Source organism: Elizabethkingia occulta (genome assembly GCF_002023715.1).
GTDB classification, from domain to species: Bacteria; Bacteroidota; Bacteroidia; order Flavobacteriales; family Weeksellaceae; genus Elizabethkingia; species Elizabethkingia occulta.
In genome coordinates, this window is sequence record NZ_MAHX01000007.1 from 130,596 (window position 1) to 149,054 (window position 18,459).

12 protein-coding genes and 2 tRNA genes are annotated in these 18,459 nt (G+C 34.8%); 7 read left to right on the top strand and 7 right to left on the bottom strand.

Annotation, left to right across the window (positions count from 1 at the left end; all coding sequences use genetic code 11):
- The first annotated feature begins 112 nt into the window (after positions 1-112).
- The 7 genes from BAZ10_RS05365 to BAZ10_RS05400 all read left to right on the top strand — a co-directional run bounded on the left by BAZ10_RS05365 (position 113) and on the right by BAZ10_RS05400 (position 7,871).
- Entirely contained in the window at positions 113-1,351 is a 1,239-nt protein-coding gene (locus tag BAZ10_RS05365) for an aspartate kinase (RefSeq protein WP_078771188.1), read from the top strand.
- Between the two features lie 6 nt (positions 1,352-1,357).
- Positions 1,358-3,202, top strand: coding sequence for a lysophospholipid acyltransferase family protein (locus BAZ10_RS05370; RefSeq protein ID WP_078771189.1), 1,845 nt, complete (start codon positions 1,358-1,360; stop codon positions 3,200-3,202).
- A gap of 110 nt (positions 3,203-3,312) precedes the next feature.
- Positions 3,313-3,385: transfer RNA gene (locus tag BAZ10_RS05375), tRNA-Phe, on the top strand.
- 567 nt (positions 3,386-3,952) lie between these two features.
- Positions 3,953-4,025: transfer RNA gene (locus BAZ10_RS05380), tRNA-Phe, on the top strand.
- Between the two features lie 172 nt (positions 4,026-4,197).
- The gene (locus BAZ10_RS05390; RefSeq protein ID WP_078771191.1) at positions 4,198-5,079 is read left to right on the top strand and encodes a cupin-like domain-containing protein; all 882 of its coding nucleotides are present in this window, start codon (positions 4,198-4,200) and stop codon (positions 5,077-5,079) included.
- Between the two features lie 140 nt (positions 5,080-5,219).
- Positions 5,220-5,936 (top strand): hypothetical protein, encoded by a 717-nt coding sequence (locus BAZ10_RS05395; RefSeq protein WP_078771192.1) that lies wholly within the window; start codon positions 5,220-5,222, stop codon positions 5,934-5,936.
- A gap of 276 nt (positions 5,937-6,212) precedes the next feature.
- Entirely contained in the window at positions 6,213-7,871 is a 1,659-nt protein-coding gene (locus BAZ10_RS05400; RefSeq protein ID WP_078771193.1) for an FISUMP domain-containing protein, read from the top strand.
- A gap of 57 nt (positions 7,872-7,928) precedes the next feature.
- Here the strand turns inward: BAZ10_RS05400 and BAZ10_RS05405 are convergent, their stop codons facing one another.
- The 7 genes from BAZ10_RS05405 to BAZ10_RS19470 form a co-directional block, all read right to left on the bottom strand.
- Positions 7,929-8,318, bottom strand: coding sequence for a nuclear transport factor 2 family protein (locus BAZ10_RS05405; RefSeq protein WP_078771194.1), 390 nt, complete (start codon positions 8,316-8,318; stop codon positions 7,929-7,931).
- Between the two features lie 59 nt (positions 8,319-8,377).
- Positions 8,378-8,950 (bottom strand): hypothetical protein, encoded by a 573-nt coding sequence (locus tag BAZ10_RS05410; protein ID WP_078771195.1) that lies wholly within the window; start codon positions 8,948-8,950, stop codon positions 8,378-8,380.
- A gap of 176 nt (positions 8,951-9,126) precedes the next feature.
- On the bottom strand, positions 9,127-9,591 hold the full coding sequence (locus BAZ10_RS05415; protein WP_078771196.1) for a hypothetical protein: 465 nt from the start codon (positions 9,589-9,591) through the stop codon (positions 9,127-9,129).
- A gap of 236 nt (positions 9,592-9,827) precedes the next feature.
- Complete coding sequence (locus tag BAZ10_RS05420; protein ID WP_078771197.1) at positions 9,828-10,118, bottom strand: hypothetical protein; 291 nt, start codon at positions 10,116-10,118, stop codon at positions 9,828-9,830.
- Positions 10,118-13,582, bottom strand: coding sequence for a DUF6443 domain-containing protein (locus tag BAZ10_RS05425; protein WP_245803762.1), 3,465 nt, complete (start codon positions 13,580-13,582; stop codon positions 10,118-10,120). The genes BAZ10_RS05420 and BAZ10_RS05425 overlap by 1 nt, the downstream gene beginning before the upstream one ends.
- A gap of 417 nt (positions 13,583-13,999) precedes the next feature.
- Entirely contained in the window at positions 14,000-17,314 is a 3,315-nt protein-coding gene (locus BAZ10_RS05430) for a hypothetical protein (protein ID WP_078771198.1), read from the bottom strand.
- 205 nt (positions 17,315-17,519) lie between these two features.
- On the bottom strand, positions 17,520-18,410 hold the full coding sequence (locus BAZ10_RS19470) for a hypothetical protein (RefSeq protein WP_411898099.1): 891 nt from the start codon (positions 18,408-18,410) through the stop codon (positions 17,520-17,522).
- Positions 18,411-18,459 lie beyond the last annotated feature (49 nt).

Genomic DNA, 18,459 nt, shown 5'->3' on the forward strand with positions numbered 1-18,459 from the left:
ATAGCACATATACATTTTTTTTATTTTTGATTGATTTTTAATACTTTTGACAAATTTTACAGCAAAAAATAAACAGAAAAATATTCAATAATTTATTAATACCTGAGAGTCAATGAAAGTTTTCAAATTTGGGGGTGCTTCGGTTAAGGATGCGGAAGGCGTAATGAATGTTGCCAGAGTTCTGAAAAATCAAGGTTTTGAGCAATGTATGCTTATTGTTTCAGCAATGGGGAAAACAACAAACGCATTAGAAATTGTTGTGGAAAACTATTTTGCCAAAAAAGATTATAAAGCTGAAACTGCGAAGATAAAACAGAGCCATATTGACATAGCGAAGGGACTTTTTAAAGAAGATCATAAGATTTATGAAGAAATTGAAGAATTTTTCTACGATATAGAATCTTTCCTCAGAAGAAATAAATCACCTAATTATAGCTTTGTTTATGATCAGGTGGTAAGCTGTGGTGAGATGATTTCTTCTAAAATACTATCAGAATATCTGGTACAGGAAAAACTTACCAATACATGGCTAGATGCAAGAGATTATATTAAAACTGATGCAAATTACAGAGAGGGAAATGTAGACTGGAAGCTGACTGAGGAAAACTTTAAGAAATTAAATTCCAATGAATCTTTTGTTACACAGGGTTTCATTGGTTCTGATGATAATAATTTTACAGTAACATTGGGTCGTGAAGGTTCCGACTATTCAGCGGCTATTTTTGCTTACTGCATGAATGCTGAACAAATGACCATCTGGAAAGATGTACCAGGAGTAATGACAGGGGATCCACGTAAATTTGAAGATGTGGAGCTACTGGATAATATTTCATATGAAGAAGCTATAGAAATGGCATATTACGGAGCTTCGGTTATTCATCCGAAAACTTTGCAGCCGCTAAAACAAAAATCTATTCCTTTCTTTGTAAAATCATTTGTAGAAGATGATAAGCCGGGAACAAAAGTTTCCGGAGATGAAAACTATCCGAGAAAAGAAAGTTACATTCTGAAAGAAAACCAGACGTTAATGACTATTGCTACACGTGACTTCTCTTTTATTGCAGAGGATCACATGAGCTATATTTTTGCTGAGCTGGCTAAATTCAAAATTAAAGTATCTTTAATTCAGAATACTGCAATCTCACTGGCTTTATGTCTGGAAGATAAATTTAAAAATAGTGAGAAACTGAATGTAACATTAAACGAAAAATTCGACACATCATTAGTAACGGATGTAGCGCTTTTTACAATAAGAAATGCCAACATGAATGATGCTGAGAAGTTTTACAAAGACAAAAATGTATTAATGGAGCAGCTTGCTGCCAATACATTGCAAATGGTAACGAAATAAAAAAGAATGAGCTTAGTAAGCAGGGAAGACCTTATTAAGGCCGTCGGACTGGATAAAATCGGATTTCTGAAGAAACCGGTAGCATCCACTATGATGAATATTGTCCAAATCAATAAACTGAATAAACTATACGATAAATTAAAAGACAAGGAAGGAAAAGATTTTTTTGAATCTTATCTGAATGAACTGAATGTAAAATATCTGGTGTTTGCTGAAGATTTGGCTAAAGTACCGAAAACAGGACCTTTTATACTAGTGTCTAACCATCCGCTGGGGGCATTGGACGGAATCCTGATGACTAAGATTATTTCTGAAATCAGACCGGATTTCAAAATTATGGGGAATTTTCTGCTGTCTAAAATTCAGCCGATGAGCCCTTATGTAATTCCTGTAAACCCTTTTGAAGGCCGTAAAGAAGCTTTCAGTAGCCTGAATGGTATGCGTGCAGCTATGAAGCATCTGGAAGAAGGTGGCTGCTTTGGGGTATTTCCTGCAGGAGAAGTTTCCAACAGAAACAACAGATATAACGAAATTTTGGATAAGGACTGGGAATCTCCGATCCTTAAACTGATTCAACGAATGAATGTACCGGTAATTCCGATGTACTTTCATGCTAAAAACAGCCGTATGTTTTATAATATGGCAAAAATTCATCCTGATTTGCAAACAGTAATGTTGCCTTCAGAGATGATGAACAAGCGCGAAAAGCCGATTAAAATAAGAATAGGGAAACCTATTTTACCTAAGATATCAAAAGAGTATGAGACACCTGAGGAATTAGGTGAATTTTTAAAGAATAAGGTTTACATGATGAAATCTTATTTTGACAAGAGAAAACGTGTAACGGATTATCTGAAAATACCAAACCTTAGCAGTAAATTTCAGTTGAATCAGGATGAACATGTTGTTCATAATATTATATCTGAGACCAGTAAAGAACATCTGGTAGATGAGATTAAACATCTGAGAAATATCGACGGAAAATTGCTTTTTGCAAATGGCGATTATGAGATTTATTTTGCTAATGCTGATGAGATTCCTTTTGTAATGAGGGAAATCGGCAGACAAAGAGAACTTACCTTCCGCGATGTAGGAGAAGGGACTAATATGCCATTTGATCTGGATGAATACGACAAACATTACCATCACTTATTCCTTTGGGATAAAGGTGAAGAAAAACTTGCAGGTGCTTACCGTATGGCACTGGGAGTAGAGGTAATGAAGAAATATGGTATTAACGGATTCTATACCAGCTCACTTTTCGATTTTGATCAGGAATTACAGCCTTTCTTCCGTAAGGTAATTGAAATGGGAAGGGCTTATGTAATGAAAGATTACCAACAAAAACCTTTACCACTTTTCTTATTATGGCGTGGTATTGTACATGTATGTCTGAGAAATCCTGAACATAAGTTTTTGATGGGTGGTGTAAGTATCAGTAATAAATTCTCTGATTTCAGTAAAACACTGATGATAGAATTTATGCGTTCCCATTATTATGACTCTGTAGTAGCACAATATATTCATCCTAAAAACGAGTATAAAGTGAGACTTAAAGAGCGTGATAAGTTAATGTTCTTTGAAGGTCTGGATAATGACCTGAACAAGTTTGATAAGCTTATGGACGATTTCGAGCCTGAAATGCGTATGCCTGTATTAATCAAGAAATACATCAAACAGAATGCGAAGGTTATATCTTTCAATGTAGACCCTAACTTCAATGATGCTATAGATGGGCTAATGTATATCCGAATCAGTGATCTTCCGGAAAGTACTATTAAGCCTGTTTTAGAGGAAATGAGTGAATATTATAAAAATTTAGGAGAAAAAAAATGTACTGATAATCAGTAATGTCATACATCTCTTCAAAAAAAGTAATAAAAAAACTTGCATGGTATATATAATGTATGTACTTTTGCATCACTAAAAAACAACGATATAATCGGGGTTTTAAAGTGAATGGTTTCTTAGCTCAGTTGGTAGAGCAATGGATTGAAAATCCATGTGTCCCTGGTTCGATTCCTGGAGAAACCACAAAAGCCACCTAATAAGGTGGCTTTTTTGTTTTTAATAGTACATACTCCATTCAGATAATTTTATTAAAAGTATTGGATCAGGTGCAAAATCTGGGGACTAAGCAAAAAGTTTGGTTAATCTGAATAGAAAAAAAGCTCTATCCTTTACACCTCTGATCTGTATTCTGAAGTTTTTGATTTTTTATCTGAATGAGATTCACTTTCTTTATTAAGATAGCGTTCCTCCGGAACGCCCTGAATTTTCATAAATTATAATCTATGGAGATAAAGCTCCTGACGGAGCTCCTCATTCATTATGATGAACTTAATTTCATAATACAAGAAATCAGAAAAATGCTCCGGAGGAGCCTAATCTGTGTAAAAGACAGGTGTATCAGAAAGTATGTATTCCGGAGGAATACTATCTCACAGCATGAATATTTTCTCTGTACCTCCCCAGAAAATGTAACTGATCCTTTATTTGATTAATTTAGATCAACTAATTATTATAAAAAGCTTGCATAATATAGATAATATGTGTATTTTTGCACCACTTTAAAAACGGAATTATACGTTTTATAGTAATGGTTTCTTAGCTCAGTTGGTAGAGCAATGGATTGAAAATCCATGTGTCCCTGGTTCGATTCCTGGAGAAACCACAAAAACCGCCTTACCAGGTGGTTTTTTTGTTTTATAAGTATGTTGGGGGAAATTCCCCAAAAAGAGGAAAAGATTGTAATATGTTTGTTATTTAAAACAGTTCTAAATAAATTACTTTTATTTCACTTTTGTATCTTAAAAATTAATACCTTAGCACTTAAATTAAATTAAATGGGAATAATCCTCAAGCCGATTGATGTTGTAGACGACATTTCTCAGGAAGATTTTCGTGAAAAATACCTGAAGCCGCGTAAGCCTGTGGTTATAAAAAATATGGCTAAAAAATGGCCCGCGTACCAAAAGTGGACCATGGATTATGTAAAAGAAGTAGTAGGGGACGTAACAGTTCCTTTATATGATAGCTCTAAAGCGGATCCTGCAGCTCCAATCAATGCATCTGCTGCAGAAATGAAGTTCGGTGATTATATAGATCTTATTCAGCGTGAACCAACAGATCTAAGAATCTTCTTCTTTGATCCTATAAAATTTGCTCCGAAACTGCTAAACGATTATATCTCTCCTAAAGATCTTATGGGAGGTTTTCTGGATAAATACCCAAGTATGTTTTTTGGAGGAAAAGGCTCAGTAACTTTCCTGCATTATGATATTGATATGCCACATATTTTCCATACGCATTTTAACGGAAGAAAGCATGTGATGCTTTTTGAATACAAATGGAAAGACCGTCTGTATCAGATTCCGTATGCAACTTATGCATTGGAAGATTATGATATAGAAAATCCTGATTTCGAAAAATTCCCGGCATTAGACGGAATTGAAGGAATAGAATGTTTCCTGGAGCATGGTGATACCTTGTTTATGCCAACCGGATGGTGGCACTGGATGAAATATCTGGACGGATCTTTCTCTATTTCGCTTCGTGCATGGGATAAGAGTTGGGCAATAAAAGCACACTCCCTATGGAATCTTACTGTACAACGTAAATTTGATAACTTTATGAAGTCCCGTTACAAAAAGAGGTATATGGACTGGAAAGAAAAGAAAGCGATTAAAAGAGCTAATGAGGCACTGAGAAAAGGATTGCCTAAATAGTGTAAATAGATATTTTTAAACAAAGCCGGAAGATTTTCTTCCGGCTTTGTTTATGAATAATTAAATTATAATTTGAATTTATATCTAATTATTCAGAATTTATTTAAATTGCATCATCAACTTTTTAATATTTAGTGTAAATGTTTGAAAAACTAATCGACAGCTTCGAGAAACTTTGTTTACAGATTATTATCGAGATACTACTGGTTCCGGTAACTATTTTTAAATTGTTTCAGAAGCCCGCCCGATGTTATGATCTTTCAGTACACGAAATGGAGAAAGAGGAAACGGAACGTTTTAAAGATTACCTTTCACCAATAAAATTATCAGTTTATACATCTGTTATCGTTTCAATATTGTTAATGGATTATGGAGGCGAACAAAATTTTGTTTCCAGAATTAAAGGGGTAAGCATGGTAGAGAAAGCTTTGTTTATCTTTCTGATCAATAATTTCACAGCTGTTTTATTTAGTGTTGTTCTGCTTTGGTATAAAAGAGAAAAAGTTAACACAACAACCTTCCGGACGCTTTTATTTTCTTTTATATATACCACTGTTTATACTTCAACACCTGCTTTTTTATTTACTTTCTCAATGATGTTTCTGGGGCAAACCGCAAATGTAGATGAGTACATACAACACTTTAATATAGCTGGCAGTATAGGAATAAAGGAATATTCATTTCTTATTATTTGCTTAATAACTGTAATTATTGGGGGATTTGGTGTAATTAATTTAGTCAGAGCACTGCATCATATTCTTAAAGAAAACTTCCGGTATCACCCATATATTGTCTGGTTTTTCACTTTACTTTTCTTTTTGATCCAGTTATTTTATACAATGGAATTTGTAGGATAAGTTATTTAACAGAATCATTATATTTTATTCATACAGACCTCCGGAATGTCATAAATGATCAGAAGTTGTATTTTTGTAAAGAATATACAAGTACGAAGTGATCTTAAATGATGGAATTTATGTGTTTTAGCTAGGAAATTGATCTTATTGATTTCTTAGCTAAAACACTTTCTTTTTTGTGATTGTAAGGGAACTTGAAATATTGCCTCATATATTTATAAAGCAGTTTACAGGACTTGTTTTTCAGAAGAAAATTAAAAATAAAATACAAATTAAATGATAGAAAAACTACTTGTGAAATCTGTAATAACCGGTGGTGTGTTGTTCTCTTTATTATCGTGCAGAAGCTCGGGCGAGGCAATAACTACAGGTGAAACCAATGTAAGAATTAATCTTTTAGGCAGTGGCTTTAGCCAGGAAGGAACTTTAGGGGGACAGGCTGCAACAAAGCATTTGAAACTAAATGATAGCAGACAACAACAGGAGCTGGCGCTTAATGATGATTATAAGTTGGTCGCAGTTCTGTCTCCTGATAATTCTCAGCCATTAAATGCTTCCCTACAAGCTGCTACACCTCCTCTTAAGGACACTAATAATCTTGGCTATGGTATTAAATACAAAGTTGTTGTATATGACGGAAATGGCCGCCATATAACCGAAAAAGATTATGTGAGCGGAGATGAACGAAATGCGGCTCCTATTACCGGACTCAATGGCGGATATACTTATACATTTGTGGTTTATTCAACAGGATCGAAAACCATTGTGCCATCTGTTACTTATCCGGATCAGGCTAATAAAACATTGGCAACAGCTTCTGTAGAAGAGATACCGGGAAGTAGTGATCTTATGTATTTTTCCAAAACTATGGAGATTACGGGAAACAATACCAACTATCTGGATGTTGTATTTTCTCATCAGTTTAGTCAGGTTACCGTCTATCTGGATGCTACACCAACACAGTGGTATAATATTACGAATCTGGAGGAGGTCAGTATATCTCCACATTATGATAAAGCAAAAATGCTAATGACAGATGGTAGTATAATATCGGAGCAACCAGCCGCAAAGGGAAGTATTGTTTCTTTTCCGCTCCTAAGTGCCAAAAGCGTAAAAGCTGATCCTGTCTATATCAATACCAATAAAGTGACTGATGGTATTTTCAGAATTAAAACTATTCTTATGACGCATCAGAATGATGCACCTGTCAGCTTGCAGAATATTGCCTTGAATGATCTGAAAATAACTCCGGGAGTGAAATATAATCTGAAAATTACCCTTCAGCCTAATGATAAATACCTTTTTTACAGAGGATATCAAGCCGTGCGTCTAAGTGGTATGATCTGGATGCGCCATAATCTTGGAGCGGATATGATGGCAAATCCGGATGTCCCTGCCCAACAGATTAATGGAGACTATTATCAGTTTGGTAAGAAAATGCCTGCAGCTAATGTAACGACACCTGCAAATTCAATTTCGAAATGGGATATTAGTAGTGCTCCAAATGATGCCTGGAACTCAGGCAGCTTTTTGGTGGCGGTAAAAACAGCTAATGATCCATGCCCGGATGGATGGCGTTTACCTACGAACAGAGAAATCAATGCTTTGGATAAAGGGACAAATAAATCGACAGTAGGAACAGTTCAGAATTCATCAACCAATTATTCTGCGGCAAAAGTCCTTACCAGTGTTTTTGATCCCACAATTAAAATGACTATCCCTTTTAGTGGGTACAGAAGTGCATCGGATGGTACATTGCTTTCCAGAGGTGAGAGAGGTGGATTCTGGAGTGCTACACCTAATTTTAGTAACACGACACAGGCAGTACAATGGGCACTGTATGATATGCATCCCGTTAATAGTAATTATCCGTGGGCTACAAGGTCCGAAGCGGTATCTGTACGTTGTATAGCTACTTTTCCGCTGGACAGATAAGATTAAATATAGATGATTCTATAAGAGAAAGCAGTACAAAATGGTACTGCTTTCTTATTATTTCATAGTATCGAGCACTGTTTTACTGTCTACAAACTGTTCGAATTTTATAATTTTACCATCCTTAAGGTGCCAAATATGGGTGACTCTCACGGAAAGTGGTTTATTGGTTTCTTTGTTTATTCCGGTATAGTTTCCAAAAGCCACAACTTTATCATCACTAGCCACATAATCTTCGGGTATGAATTTGTAATCGATCCATTCACTTCCCAAACGACTAAAGACATTCTTCGTAATTTCTTCCAGCCCGGTATATGTGCCACCGTAAGGGAAACCCTTAGCTTCGGTCCACTGGATATTATCCGCAGCATGAGCTGCTAAAGCTTTTCCGTTTTCTTCTGAATTTTCGCCCTCATAGGTGCTTTTTACTATTTCTAAATTGGTCATAGGATTGTCGATTTTTAAAGTTTAGTAGGAAATATTCTGTATCAACTATAGGTAAGTGGTTAATCAATAGTATTTGTTTTAGTGATTTTGAAGCTTCCGCTATAATCATCAAAAGTGATGTGGAAATTGGATAGATATAGCTTGTATAAGATGGTATATCTTATATTTAAAGGATGATCTCCAGGGTAAAATAAAAAAATATCTTTGTGTTTTTCTAAATATTTTTTTTCAAGATCTGAAAAACTATTTTTTATAATATTATCATCTATATGAAAAATAGGATATTTTCTTTTATTAGATATTTGATCAGATTTTAATACTGACTCTTGACAAAGGAGAGGTTTTAAAAAAGAATAATAGGTTTTGTATTCTTTTTTATAGTTATCAACATAAATGTTATGTAGTTCTAATCCATTAGTTGCATAAATATTACCATTGTTTAATTTTACAAATACTAATTGAATTGCAGCAGAAGGGATAGCGGAAATTACATTTGGGCTATTTTGCCTGTCAATTTCAGAAATTTCTCTAATAAATGTGTCATTAATTTGAACACGCGATTTAGAACAGGAAAACAATGTAAGTGTAAAAAATAATAAATATATATTGATTTTAAATTTTAAACAACTCATTATCAGTTTTTTTTAATATTGTAATACTTTTGATAAATATTTAAGAGTTACAAAAATTCTTATAAAGTAAATATACTACATTGATAAACAATAAGCTGCCTAGGGAGCTTATTAGATATTTTGGATTAGTCACGAGCCAGAGGCTTGTGCTAGCAAGAGAGAGCTTTTTTATGTTTTTAATATTTTTCAATAATATAATTTCCGGCATAATCATTAAAGCTTATCAGATAGCCTTCCAAAAACATTTTGTATAATATGGTTTGTGTATCATCAGCCGAAAGAATTTTAGGATAAAAATAATACTTTTCTTTACTTTCGTTTTGTTCAAAGTACTTTCCTATAACAGCCTCTGATGATAGCTTCATAATATTAGGATTCACAGTAAAGGCTCCGTACTCGTATTTAGTAGCAATTGCAGATTTTAATTTAGATCTTTGATTTAAAACGTTATCTAAAAAAGTATAAAAATCTTTGGATTTATCTTCATAATTGCTATACCAATCATACAACTCTAGCACATTAGTTACAAATATCTTATTATTATCTAAACATACGTATAAATGGTTCGTTGCATTCTCAGGGATATTTAAAATATTTTTATTATCAATTTTTGCTAATTTCCTTATAAAACCTTCACTCACTATTTTCTTCTGGCACGCAATTAAGAGTAAGGAGGTTATAATAAGAACCGAGATATAGTTAATAATCCTCATAATTTTTTGTAATATATAATTTGGTATACGCCGGTGTAAGCGCCTCGCTCGTACCAATGTAAATATAACATATTAATAAAAACAAGCTGCCTGGAAAGGCAGCTCATTAAGATATTTTAGGTTAATCACGAGCCTGAGACTCGCGCTAACGTGGGGAATTTTGATTAAACACTATTTTCTGATTTTGAAAGCTCTTTTATTTTAGCTAGCGTATCAAAAAAACTAATGGTTCTTTCAGTTTCAATTATTTCTCCTGTATCAAAATTTTCAATAATTATGTTATATTTTCCTGTTATAGAATAATTATATGAAGATATATAAACTAAAACTTTATTAAACTGTATACCTATCGCTGTAAGATCTGAATCCCAAAAATCCACAATATTAAAGCCATTTAATTTTTCGTCTTTAATGGAAGTCAATAAGTCGTTTATTTCTTTGCTTTTATTTCTCATTATTTTAAAAATCTACTATCTGTTAAAAGTTTTCGAACAGTTGTGTTTCCACTTTGCAAAGCTTCCTTAACTGTACTATTTAAATGTTCTGCTGGAAACACTGACTTTATATTACCCTGTCTATGAGTAGAAATAAACTCTTGTACTGTTTTATCTGCATTTTCGAGGATACTCATAGTTGTTGGACTATTTATATTTAGTTTAAGAGTTTTGGCTAGCTTCATAAATTTCCCTCCAAAGCTCCCCATTTTAGCAACGTTTCCAATTTTCCCCTTTTTCAAGTTAACCGCTAGAATAACAGTTGTTATTATTATTTCTTCTTTATTCTCACTTTCACTGATATTTTTAATATTCTCTACTGTATCGGCTAAATTACTCGGAATATCTCTAATCTGCTTCCACATTATACTCAAATCACTACCGAAACCTTGTCCTAGCGAACCATATTTGGCATTAAGATTCGCAACTTCATCAGAATCAAGTGGTCTAATTGGTGTTAGCATTTTTGCAATTTCCCGTAAATTAATCTGAGCCGTAAATTTAGATGAAAGAGATTTGTATTTGGTTATAACGACTTCTTTAATTTCTTGTACAACAGTTTTCTTTTTAATTTCATCATCACCTGTAATGTTTTCTCCAATCATGCCAGTTGGATCGTTGTAGAATAGAGGATTATTATAAACATATGAGTATGGACTATAATGGAGTTGTAATTCACTTAAATCATCATGTACCCCCCATCTTCCCAATTCCGGCATATACATTCTGGCACCATAGTCATACATTCCGGTTTCCTGTAGTTCCTTACCATTGTATTTATACTGATAAGCATTATTAGCTAAAGAATTCGAGTTATATCCCTGATGTTTTAAACCAAACGGGTAATAGTTGTTTTCTTCAATGATCTCCGCTCCTCCGGAAGCACCTTTGGTGTAGCTTAGCCTTACATTTCCAAGATGATCTGTATAATTGTAAATATACTTATTTTTAGTAAGATCATAATAACCTTCCGCAGTCGGTACAAACTGTAACACACCATTTTCATACTGGAACCCATCCAGGTAATCCGTGGTTTTACCCCCAAATACCTTTCTTACCTTAGTCCCATCCGCGCGGTATACATAATCTGTATTCCCTATGGAAGCTGTAATACTGCTCGGTAAATTCAGATAATTGTAAGCAATATTCGAAATCCCCTTATCCAGATGATTCACCATATTACCATTGATATCATAACCAATCGTATTTCCACCCACCGGATAACCCGCTGCATTTCCCGAAGCATCATTCACCCTAATCAGTTTATTACTATTCCCCGATTGATCATACGTATAACCCAGCTGATCCATTACCCCGGCACCCTGACCGGTTCTTTGCAATCCCGTAATATTTCCGTTCACATCATAATTCAACCTCTCCGCATACGAACCACTAATAGCTCCCGCATTATCCCAGTAATTACCTTCTTTTAATCGGTTTACCCCATCATATTGGTAACTGTAACGTCTTAATGTTCCGTCACTTTGTGTAGCCCAGTCGGTTTCCGCAATATTGCCATTGTACTTTTTAGAAGTTCCTGCTGGATTAATATACTTCAGTTCAAATCCGAAAAGCTTATTCAGCAGATTCTTTGGGTCGTTCATTTTGGTTAAAGCTCCACGAATGTTGTATTCGTTTTTGATGGACTGAATACCATTTCCAATGTTTCGGGCTTCCAACTGTCCAAGCTCATTGTAGATATTCTCCGTCAAAACTTCCACAGGACCACCATTTAACTGATGGGTATGTTTTACCAGACGATTCTGATGATCATAAGAAAAATCTTCTTTCATCACCATTTCCCCGGATGAAGCATCTCTTTTATGATAGGTTATTGTACTGGTGGGTACACCGGAGAAAGCTAATACAGAACTTGTTCTGGTATAACCGCCAAGATGATTCTGAGATTCTGTGGCTACAGGTCTTGCTTTATCATCATACCAGGTATAAGATTTTGTCCAGCCATTATCCTCAATATTCTTTACCATAGAAGCGACCGGAAGCCCTTTTGTACTTCTTCCGTTCACCGGAACAGAATCCAGAACCGAAGCACCATTGAACACAGCCGGACTTCCCGGTGGATATTCATCATAATAATTAACGGTTAACAGAGTAAAGTTACTAACAGGATAGGCTGAACTGCTGTAATAAACAGTTGCTCCGTTTTGTGAAAAACCGGAAGTACTTCTTTCTTCGTTATTAACACCAAAATGAACCATATTGCTTTGTTGGGCATCTCTTCCCGGCTCACTGTCCAGTAATCCTGTATAAGCGACTCTTCCGAATTTATCATACTTGGTGAAGAGCCATTTATTCTGCTGGCGGAGTTTTCCATCCTGAGTTAATACCAGTCTGTCTTGCCTATCATAAACCATATACTCCCAGTCTTTCCCCGGAAGCTTCTTTTCCACGAGTCTGTTCTGACCGTCATAACGGTACTGATAAGCCAGTTCATTAAGGAGTGTAGCATCAACACCTTTGTGAATGGCTAAAGGCGGAATAACAAAAGCAAGCTGATTGTATTCATTATACACATAGTAAGTATCCAGATTTTCTGAACCATTTTGTTTACGTATCAGAACCGTTTGCCCCTGTCCGTTTTTGAATTCTATTGTTAAGTTTCCGTCTTCATCGGTAACGACATTCTTGTACAAACTATTGGCTCCGTAGGTACCACTTAAACCCAAAACAGAAACTGTTGCATTATTACTCCAGGAAGTACTGGTGGTATAACGGTAGACTTCATTATCAGCATTGGCCTGATATTGATACTGTACTTTTTTACCATCCCAGTCAGAGCCCGGAGCAGCCTGAGCGAGTACTCTGTCCAGAGGAGAGTTTTCGAGTGTTTTCTCTCCATAAGCCAGAGGATCTACAGATCCGTCAGCCTTTTTGTAATGATTCCGGGCTGCAGCCTGAACTCCGGATTGTATATTTCCGTTTAGAGAGTTCATTGGAACCGGAAGCCAGGACTGCACCTGACGCCCGAAGCTGTCATACGGAATGTCAGTAACCAAGTCATTCCCATTTGGTGTAGACTTAATAGAAAGCTCCTGCTTGGGTCTGCCGAGTCCGTCGAAATAAGAGATACTCTGCTGCTGAGGCGCAGCAGGATCCGAGGAAGAGCGGGGTGCCAGATAAGTACGTGAGTAAACATAATTCTCATTCACCGATATGGAAGCTGTCGGATCAGGAGCATAATTATTTGGCGTAGGGTTGGGATTGGAAGATGCTCCCAGAGAAGCCCTGAAGCTATTGACGGCAGGCGAAGCGGCATTGAACCCTGGCAGGAGCCTGATGCTGTAAGGATCGGTAACAGACTTGTTTTGTTCTGTTACCGGATTGGTGAGAATAATCTGGGCATGGGATGAGAGAGTCCCTGCCATGAGAATTCCCATGGTATAAAAATGTTTGAACTTAAACATAACGATTTGGTTTTTAAAGATTAATAATTACTTTTTGCGATTTTTTGTGTTTTTGTTTTTCAGTGATTCAGTTGTAAGGTTGTAAGTTATATGATTTGGTGGTTGTCAGTTACCAGTTATCAGTTATCAACCATCAACCATCAACCTATTCCGATAACCCCTAACTTCTTTTGTTAAAGCAAAGATCCTAGCTGGTGACGCCAAAACTTGACGCATTAAAAAAGAGTTTTAGCTTTTTTGTGTTTTTTGAAAGGGTAGTAATAAGAACTACCAAAGGTTCAGCTATAAGGCTATAGGGGCTAACTTCCAACCTCTAGTTTCTAACTTCTAATTAAAGAGAGAACAGGTGATGAAAGCACCAACCTGCTTTTCTCTCTTAATTTCAGTATTTTGCACCTCGTAATTCTAACTTCGTACTTAATTCTTATATCGGTATTGATATTCTTTCAACAGATTTCCGTTTATATCTTTTACGGATTCCAGTCTGTTAGCTGAATCATACTTATAGATCTCCCGTATTCCTGAAGGTGGTGTAATACTCGTTACTCCAATCAATGGATTATAAGTATAAGTCGTAATCTGATAAGCAGACAATGCGGTATTGTTTCTAAGAATATCCAAAGCTCCAATTAAAGCCTGTTCAGACTGGTCAGTTCCTTGTGTGTTATCTGCATCCGATGCAGCAATAATAGCAGATACATAAGCAGAAACCTGGTTGTAAGCAGCGCCTTCGATCTTAGCAATAGGTTGTGTCTGACCATAACCCCAAATGACGGTTACAGGTTTTCCTTTTACAGAGTACTGAAGAATATTTCCTTTGTTGTCATACAGATCATAAGTGATTTCAGTTTGTGCTTTTGAAGCATCATTCGGATTTTGTAGATCAAAGCCTAATACTGAAACAGGTAATGCTAATCCTGAGGTTCTGGCATTGGCATCAGCCTGACTGACAGGATACAAAATCTCTGATTTGGAAATTGTTTTTCCCGGATCATTATCATTTTGTTTCTGAGTGACAGTTGTCTGAAGCGGAATCCCGATCATGTTTTTATCAATAAGATACTGGTTGCCTTTTTCGTGGGCGTATTGGTAGGTGGTTTCGGAGGACGAGCCATCAGAAATTTTGGTTATTGTGTTTTGGATGTTTATCGGATTGTTAATATTAGTATCAGAGTAATTATTGGTAACACTTGTTTCTATAACTTTATCACCTAAAAATTCCTTCGTTATAGTTTTAATGTTTTCTATCTTGGCTGACTCTATGGCGTTTATTTGTATATCAGTATTATAAGCCAGTTCAATTGGCAAGATGTCAAAATTGGTATAAAAAGCAGCCATATATGGTACATTAGGATTAACAGTATAACCCGATAAGCTATTTTTTATTGGACTTAATTTTTCAACATAATCTACTGTTTTAACAACTTCATTTGCAGAATTCAAGTAAGTTTCTTTTTTTAATCTTCCTGCTTTCCATCTGTTATAGCCTAACTGGGGTAATTCTCCTTCACTAAATTCCATTAAAACACTACCTTTTTCACTTTTTTCTATAACATAAGGATATGTCGCAACATCTGAGCTTCCGTAAGCATTACTATTTTGAGTAGAATTTTGAATTGTTAGATATTTTTCAATGAAGCCTTCAGGTGTCTGGTAATCATCTAATGGTACCCCTCTAATATGTCTCCGGGTAATCGTTGAAAAATTATAAGGCTGATTTAGTTTAATAATTGGTGTAAAGTTTTTATTTTGATCATATTTTCCATACAAATAGGTGTAAACATTGGAAATATTATTTTGGTCTATGTCTTCTATTTTAGTGATACGCAAGCCAGAGTAATTTGTTTTATTATTATCTGGTGATTCAGAATATACAGGATAGCGATAGTTTAGGCTAACCGTCGCATTACAAACACAATTACCATTTTTAGTTATTTTTATAGAGCCTGATGTACTATTTCTAGGCCACTCTAAAGCTTGTGTTTTCCCTCCGGAATAATAATTTGTACCATAGCTAATTGCGCCAATGCATCTTGTCGATCCTTCTGGCGGTAATTGATTATTTGGTAAAGATGCATTATCACACATATTATTGAAAATGACACTTATATTACCAATCTCCGCTTCTTTGCTAATTGCATATATTTTTTGGTATATATTGTCATCTAATACAAAATCCTTACGTCCACCCATATCATTTAATCCACTTTGAATACTAGAGATTTCCAAGCGATCATTTACGTAATATGCTATCTTTTTTCCATTATTATTACTTGAAGGTAATTCATAATAAAAATTCTTTCTTGCTCCAGTTGGATATTGTATTGATTTAAGACTACCAATTTTAGTATATTTTTCATCAGGCTCACGATCCCGCCTTAAAAGTTGGCCATAATCTACTACTGGAATCTGAATATTTGTATTACTAGTATAATTTAAAGGGATCCCAGTACCTTTATCTCCTCCTAGGCTATTAACATATCCCCAATAATCATCATTGTTGGAATTTCTTCTTGGAAAACTAAACTCTTCATCATAGGTAAATTTGTAATCATTATTTTGTAAATTATCATGAATACTCACTAGTTTTAATCTGTAGTCTTCATATGTTTTATCCATATTTGTATTATCAAAATAACTATAATTTAAAGTTACTTCCTTAATAATATCTCCAGACTTATTTTTAACTAAAATTTTCCTAAGAGCAACTCCTTGATTTCCTTCTAAGTCTTTCCTATACTTAGTTCCATCTGAGAAATTCATGCCTTCATCATCAGAATAAAGGAAAATAATTTCGCCTTTATCATACTCTATTTTATTAATTAAATTATCAGCCGATGTAGTATAAGAAGGTTTTTTTTCATATTTAAGAAGTGGGGGCTGTTTATAATATGATCCCGCAGGATCTACAGAGAATTTTAAATTAGCTATTTCAACTGAATTTTGTTCCTTATATACATTTTCTTTAGCATAGACAAACGATATAAACTTATCATTAATCTTAATTTTATCTATAGCATGAGATGTCGAGTTTTGAGATATTTTATAATTATAATAACTTGAAACTGAGCTTTTAGGTCCCATCCAATACTCAATACCTTTTGAATCTTTTATATGAAATTTACCTTTATCAATATCTATAATAACGTCTTCATTGGGAATAGTAAATCCTTTAAGCTCATCTTTTTTAAGTATAAACGATCCAGCATTATTGTTTTGTAGAATAAACGCCCCAGAGATTGTAGGTAAATTAAAGTTGAATATATCGGGTTTCGTATCATATGCATTATCCAATATTGCTTCAAGTTCTTCTGCTTTTTTGTGATTTTCTAGATCTGTCTTTGCTGTTAAGGTAATTCCACGATACTTTTCATAATCATTGATGTCTTTTGAAATAGTATTAGCTGAGAAATCACTTATTCCTTTTATTTCTTGCTGTATGCTTCCGGGAATATTTAAAGCCCAGCCTAGACCTACTATACTCGAAACTTCATTTAATTTTATTCCGCCTGTATTATAAGATAGGCTAATTGGAATTGAAACATCATCAACAACTATGGTGTATATAGGAATATTTATATTAGCTTTTCCTCTAAAGTAATCCATCGGCATTTTTTCAACTTTCGACATACTATAGGCTTCTGCGCTTATAGGGAATGAGATTAATTCCTTTTTTTGTGCGTTTAGTATAGTAGCGCACGCGAAAGAAAATAATGTAAAATATGTTTTCATTGTATTCAATATTTTTTGTTTTTAATTTTTAATTTGAGATTTAATAACCACTTTCTAAGGCGATCTGCTTTTGTGATTTTTTAATGGATTCATAATATTTTATTTTTATTGTTTTTCTTTCTCCAACAAAGATCCTCACGCGTGGCGACAGAACTTGACGCATTAAAAAAATATTTTCAGTTTTTTTACTGTAGTATTGAGAAGTTTATTTGTTGAGTAAGACTTTAATCTGTCCTTCAAGTTTTTGGATTCTTTCCTGTTGTTCCTTGTTTTGTTTATTCTGCTCAATAGAATAAAGTGTGAGCTCCTCGATTTTCTGTAGAAGCTTAATTTGAAAATCTCCGATATTCACACCCTCTTTTTGCATTTCAGCAGCTGAGGCAATCTCTGGTAGATGCTTCTTTTCCTTAATGTGTTTTTCTACGCTGGCTAGGTCGGGTAGTTGATAAGAATCTTCAAAAACAAAATCTGCGGTAGGAGTAGTGGTAACCTTGATTTCTTTGGCTTCGAGTTTACCCTGAAGAGAAGCATTTCCATTAGTATTAATTCTTAAATGCTCTTTAAAACTGCCACTTAAAATATTGTTCCTGATATCAGGTGTATTCCATGATCCTAAAATAATAGGGTAGTTGGAACCTGAAGAAATGACAGGACCAAATCCTCCTTTTTTAACAATACCTAATCTTGATTCTCCTTGTGCATCTATTCCGATATAAGAATTATCAGCATTTGAATATACAGAACCATTAACTTCAAGTTTTTCTGAAGGAGTTGTTGTTCCAATTCCGACATTGCCATCTGTGGCAATCGTCATTCTTGCTGTTTTGTTTGTGATTAGACTATACGGATGATTGGTATGAGTTCCAGCTAAGCCCCCGGCCGGAGCGGAAAAGATATCAGTATTGTGAGACCATATCCCAGTTGTAATATCAGATGTAGAAGTAATTAATTTAGAATTGGAAAATCCTTTTACTTCCATTACTTTGTTCCATCCTTCTATATTCTCCGGATTTGTCGTTCCAATCCCCACATTGCCATTACTGGTAATTATACCTGCAGGGAAATTTAATTCACCTACAGTATTTTTATAAGGAATGGTAACCGTTTTAGTGCCCGAAAGAGGCTCATCAGCAACACTCCAATTA

Bases quoted from the DNA above. Each gene is read 5' to 3' on its own strand.
- BAZ10_RS05395 (WP_078771192.1), top strand. From the start codon at position 5,220: ATGTTTGAAAAACTAATCGACAGCTTCGAGAAACTTTGTTTACAGATT.
- BAZ10_RS05400 (WP_078771193.1), top strand. From the start codon at position 6,213: ATGATAGAAAAACTACTTGTGAAATCTGTAATAACCGGTGGTGTGTTG.
- BAZ10_RS05425 (WP_245803762.1), bottom strand. From the start codon at position 13,582: ATGTTTAAGTTCAAACATTTTTATACCATGGGAATTCTCATGGCAGGG.
- BAZ10_RS05430 (WP_078771198.1), bottom strand. From the start codon at position 17,314: ATGAAAACATATTTTACATTATTTTCTTTCGCGTGCGCTACTATACTA.
- BAZ10_RS05370 (WP_078771189.1), top strand. From the start codon at position 1,358: ATGAGCTTAGTAAGCAGGGAAGACCTTATTAAGGCCGTCGGACTGGAT.
- BAZ10_RS05405 (WP_078771194.1), bottom strand. From the start codon at position 8,318: ATGACCAATTTAGAAATAGTAAAAAGCACCTATGAGGGCGAAAATTCA.
- BAZ10_RS05365 (WP_078771188.1), top strand. From the start codon at position 113: ATGAAAGTTTTCAAATTTGGGGGTGCTTCGGTTAAGGATGCGGAAGGC.
- BAZ10_RS05420 (WP_078771197.1), bottom strand. From the start codon at position 10,118: ATGAGAAATAAAAGCAAAGAAATAAACGACTTATTGACTTCCATTAAA.
- BAZ10_RS05390 (WP_078771191.1), top strand. From the start codon at position 4,198: ATGGGAATAATCCTCAAGCCGATTGATGTTGTAGACGACATTTCTCAG.
- BAZ10_RS05410 (WP_078771195.1), bottom strand. From the start codon at position 8,950: ATGAGTTGTTTAAAATTTAAAATCAATATATATTTATTATTTTTTACA.